We start from the raw sequence: 5263 nt of genomic DNA, 5'->3' as shown, positions 1-5263 counted from the left end.
CGCTCCCACAGGGTCTGTATCAGCTCAGGCTGTCATCGACCACCAGGACCAGTTTCCCGGACACCTGATTGGTCCCCAGCTCGGCAAACGCCGCCTCGGCATCGCTGATCGCAAATGTCTTGGCCAATTGCGGACTCAGGCGCTTGTCGGCGAACAACGGCCACACTTGCCGCCCCAGCTCGCTGATCAGGTCAGCCTTGAACTGATCGTCGCGACTGCGCAACGTCGAACCCAGCAACTGGATTCGCTTGCCCAATACCTGGGCCAGATCAAGTTCGGTGGTCCGCCCGCCCATGACCCCGATCAATACCCAGCGCCCGTCAACTGACAAAAGTTTCACGTTGAGGCTGGCGTAGTTGGCGCCGACCGGATCGAGGATCACGTCGAACGGCCCGAAGTCGTTCAGGCTGTTGATGTCGTCGGTGCGTACCACGCCGCCCTGGGCCCCGAGCGCTTCGCAATAGGCCAGCCGCTCGGCCGAACCGACGCTGACCCAGCACGGGTTGCCGAATGCCTTGCACAGCTGGATCGCGGCCGAACCGACGCCGCTGGCGCCTGCGTGCAGCAGCACTTTTTCTCCCGGCCTGAGCCCGGCCAGCTGGAACAGATTCAGCCACGCGGTGGCGTAGACCTCAGGCAGCGCGGCCGCTTCGGCCAACGACAGACCTTCCGGCACGGGCAATACATGCCGACCATCGACCACCACTTCCTCGGCCATTGCGCCGCCGGCCAGCAAGGCGCAAACCCGGTCGCCGACCTGCCAGGACGAGCCCGGCCCGACTTCACTGATCACCCCGGAACATTCCAGCCCCAGCACCTGGCTGGCGCCGGGCGGCGGTGGATAATGCCCGGCTTTCTGCAGCAAATCGGCCCGATTCAGGCCGGCGGCCGCCACACGGATGCGAACTTGCCCGGCATCACACGCCGGACTTGGCTCTTCTGCCCATACCACTTGGCCTTCAACGCCTTGCAATGCTTTCACGGTGCCTCCATAGTGAGTCTCGACTGGGCCCGCTGCTGTAACAACGCCGGGCTTTCTTGCATTATGCGCCCGGGCCACATGGAACCGGCGACTTCAAAGACGGCCTAATATGCGTGATCAATTGTCCCTGCGTCGAATCAGCATGAAGCACTTTTTTCCCAGCACTGCACTTGCCCTCTTCATTGGCCTTGGCGCTTCAGCGCTCTCGAACACTGCGTTCGCCGCCAACAGCTGGGACAAGCTTCAGCCCGATCGCGACGAGGTGATCGCCAGCCTTAACGTGGTTGAGTTGCTCAAGCGCCATCACTACAGCAAGCCGCCACTCGATGACGCGCGTTCGGTCATCATCTATGACAGCTACCTGAAGCTGCTTGATCCGTCGCGCAGTTATTTCCTGGCCAGCGACATCGCCGAGTTCGACAAGTGGAAGACCCAGTTCGACGACTTCCTCAAGAGCGGCGACCTCAACGCCGGGTTCATTATCTACAAGCGCTACCTGGACCGCGTCAAGGCGCGCCTGGACTACGCCCTTGCCGAGTTGAACAAGGGCGTCGACAAGATCGACTTCAATGCCAAGGAAACCTTGCTGGTCGACCGCAAGGACGCCGCATGGCTCAAGAGCACCGCCGAACTCGACGACCTGTGGCGCAAACGCGTCAAGGACGAAGTGTTGCGCATGAAGATCGCCGGCAAGGATCCCAAGCAGATCCAGGAAACCCTGACCAAGCGCTACAAGAATCAACTGGCGCGCCTGGACCAGACCCGCGCCGAGGACGTCTTTCAGGCCTATATCAATACCTTCGCGATGTCCTACGACCCGCACACCAATTATCTGTCGCCGGATAACGCGGAAAACTTCGACATCAACATGAGCCTGTCCCTGGAAGGCATCGGCGCGGTGCTGCAGAGCGACAACGATCAGGTCAAGATCGTGCGCCTGGTGCCGGCCGGCCCTGCCGACAAGACCAAGCAGGTCGCCCCGGCGGACAAGATCATCGGCGTGGCCCAAGGCAACAAGGAAATGGTCGACGTGGTCGGCTGGCGCCTGGACGAAGTGGTCAAGCTGATCCGCGGTCCGAAAGGTTCGGTGGTCCGCCTGGAAGTCATTCCGGCCAGCAATGCGCCGAACGACCAGACCAGCAAAGTCGTGTCCATCACCCGTGAAGCAGTGAAGCTGGAAGAACAGGCCGCGAAAAAATCGGTCCTCCAGCTCAAGCAGGACGGCAAGGACTACAAGCTCGGCATCATCGAGATCCCGGCCTTCTACCTGGACTTCAAGGCTTTCCGCGCCGGGGATCCGAACTACAAGAGCACCACGCGCGACGTCAAGAAACTGCTGACCGAACTGCAGAAGGAAAAGGTCGACGGCGTGGTCATCGACTTGCGCAACAACGGCGGCGGCTCGTTGCAGGAAGCCACCGAACTGACCAGCCTGTTCATCGACAAAGGCCCGACCGTGCTCGTGCGTAACGCTGATGGCCGGGTCGATGTGCTCGAAGACGAAAACCCTGGCGCGTTCTACAAGGGGCCAATGGCCTTGCTGGTCAATCGCCTGTCGGCCTCGGCATCGGAGATTTTTGCCGGCGCCATGCAGGACTACCACCGCGCGCTGATCATCGGTGGCCAGACCTTCGGCAAAGGCACCGTGCAGACCATCCAGCCGCTGAACCATGGCGAACTGAAGCTGACCCTGGCTAAGTTCTACCGGGTTTCCGGGCAGAGCACCCAGCACCAGGGCGTATTGCCTGACATCGACTACCCGTCGATCATCGACACCAAGGAAATCGGTGAGAGCGCCCTGCCCGAAGCCATGCCGTGGGACACCATCCGGCCCGCAATCAAGCCGGCCGTGGACCCGTTCAAGCCGTACCTGGCCCAGCTGAAATCCGAGCATGACGCCCGCACCGCCCAGGACGCGGAATTCGTGTTCATTCGTGACAAGCTGGCCCTGGCGCAGAAGTTGATGATGGAAAAAACCGTCACCCTCAACGAAGCCGAGCGCCGCGCGCAACATGCCGACATCGACGCCAAGCAACTGGCGATGGAAAACCTGCGCCGAAAGGCCAAGGGCGAAGAGCCGCTCAAAGAGCTGAAGAAGGAAGACGAAGACCTGATCACCGAGCCGGAAAAAACCAAGCCGGAAGACGACGCCTACCTGAGCGAAACCGGTCGGATCCTGCTCGATTACCTCAAGCTCAATACGGCGGTCGCCAAACATTGAGGTGATGGCCTTTTAATGGTGGCGCTCGTCGGAGTGTCATCAAACTGACATCAGTCTGTCGTGAAATACAGGACCGGGCGCACCCCAGCAGGGGTTGCGCCCAGTCCTTTTTTTATCGCCAGAGATCGCCATGACCACGACAGAACAGCTGAGTGCCTTGAACTCGATTTTGAGTCAAAGCGGTTTGCACAGCCTGTTCCAACCGATCATCTGTCTTTCCGAAAGACGCATCCTGGGCTACGAGGCCCTGACCCGCGGCCCGTCGAACAGCCCGCTGCATTCGCCCATCGCCCTTCTTTCCGTGGCGCGCCAGGCCGGACGCCTCAGCGAACTGGAGCTGGCCTGCCGACGCAGCGCCTGCCAGCGCTTCAACGAACAGAAGCTGCCGGGCAAACTGTTCCTCAACGTCTCGCCAGAATCGCTGCTCGAATCGGCCCACCAGACCGGCCGCACCCTGCAGCTGTTGCAGGACTTCGGCATCCCGCCCAGCCAGGTCGTCATCGAACTGACCGAACAAACGCCTATCGATGATTTCCAGCTGCTGCAAACCGCCCTGCATCACTATCGAGCCATGGGTTTTTCCATTGCCCTGGATGACCTTGGTGCCGGGTATTCAAGCTTGCGGCTGTGGTCCGAATTGCGACCAGACTATGTGAAGATCGACCGGCATTTCATCGATGGCATTCACCAGGACGCACTCAAGCGTGAATTCGTCGGTTCCATTCTCAAGATCGCCCAGGCATCCCGGGCCCAGGTGATCGCCGAAGGGATCGAACTGCCGGAAGAGCTGGCCGTACTGATCGAAATGGGCGTCGATCTGGTCCAGGGCTATCTGCTCGCCCGGCCCCAGGAGCATCCGCCCCAGGATGCCAAGGCGTTGATGCCCCGCCAGGACCACGGCGTGGTGCCGTTGGGCGATGAAGTCAACGACCTCACTGCGCTGCTCAACGAACAACCGGCGGTCGCCCACGACACACCGACGGCAGCAGTACTGGAAGCGTTCCGGCGCCAGGCCAACCTCAATTCCCTGGCGGTGCTGGACGACCGGGACCAACCGTGTGGCATCGTCCATCGTCATTCGCTCTCGGATGCGCTGCTAAAGCCTTTCGCCACCGACCTGTTCGCCCGCAAACCCATCAGCCGCCTGATGAGCGACGATTTCCTCGCGGTTGAACTGAGCCAGTCACTGCAACAAGTCAGCCGCCTCATCACCAGCCGCGCCCGCCAGCGCATCGAAGAAGACTTCATCATTACCCTCAACGGCGGCTACCTGGGCCTGGGCCGGGTGATCGACGTGCTCAAGCTCATCACCGAACTGAAGATCCAACAGGCGCGCTACGCCAACCCGCTGACTCTGCTGCCGGGCAACGTGCCCATCCAGCAGTGCCTTACGCGCCTGCTGCAACAGCGCCAGGAGTCGGTGATCTGCTACGTCGACATCGACAGTTTCAAACCCTTCAACGACATCTACGGCTACGGTCGCGGTGACGAAGTCTTGCTGTGCCTGGCTCAATGCCTGAACGAACGCATCGACCCCAGCCGCGACTTCGTCGGCCACATCGGCGGCGACGACTTTCTGCTGGTGCTCGGCCCGGACGACTGGCGCAAGCGCCTGACCCAATTGCTGAGCGACTTCCAGAACCACTGCCGCCGCTTCTACCGGCCCGAGCATCTGGAAGCCGGATGTTTTACCGCGTTGAACCGACAGGGCATACGGCAGGACTTTGCCTTGCTGTCGTTGTCGATCGGGGTCGTGTACCTGCGCGCCGAGGCCTGCGCAGAGCTGGACGCCAGTCAGCTGGCGGAGATGGCTTCGCAGGCCAAGCACCATGCCAAGGAGATCGTCGGGGGGAGTTTGTATCTGATTAACGGGCTGGTTGAGCAGGCGCCCGTCGCGGAACTGGGGTTTTCGCTGTGAGCTTCAGTTGACCGGTGGGTGGCAATCACGCTGTGAGAGGTGATCGTCCCGGGGCGAGGGAGCTTGCTCCCGCTGGGCTGCGTAGCAGCCCCTTTTAACAGCGCCTCGGTGTGCCTGGTTGATCGAGCGGGCTGGCTTGGGG

3 protein-coding genes are annotated in these 5263 nt (G+C 61.3%); 2 read left to right on the top strand and 1 reads right to left on the bottom strand.

Annotated features, from left to right (window positions below; translation table 11 throughout):
• Positions 1–19: 19 nt before the first annotated feature.
• The gene (locus tag ACE04F_RS12055; protein ID WP_486106938.1) at positions 20–982 is read right to left on the bottom strand and encodes an NAD(P)H-quinone oxidoreductase; all 963 of its coding nucleotides are present in this window, start codon (positions 980–982) and stop codon (positions 20–22) included.
• Positions 983–1124: 142 nt separating this feature from the next.
• Here ACE04F_RS12055 and ACE04F_RS12050 point away from each other — a divergent pair, with 142 nt between their 5' ends.
• Both ACE04F_RS12050 and ACE04F_RS12045 read left to right on the top strand, forming a co-directional pair.
• Positions 1125–3203, top strand: a complete 2079-nt coding sequence (locus tag ACE04F_RS12050; protein WP_486106992.1) for a carboxy terminal-processing peptidase — start codon at positions 1125–1127, stop codon at positions 3201–3203.
• Positions 3204–3333: 130 nt separating this feature from the next.
• Positions 3334–5121, top strand: coding sequence for a bifunctional diguanylate cyclase/phosphodiesterase (locus ACE04F_RS12045; protein WP_486106936.1), 1788 nt, complete (start codon positions 3334–3336; stop codon positions 5119–5121).
• The last annotated feature ends 142 nt before the right edge of the window (positions 5122–5263 follow it).

This window comes from Pseudomonas sp. AGC41 (assembly GCF_057334555.1).
Note: the sequence above shows the minus strand (reverse complement) of the source record. Positions and strands in the feature narration are given on the sequence as shown.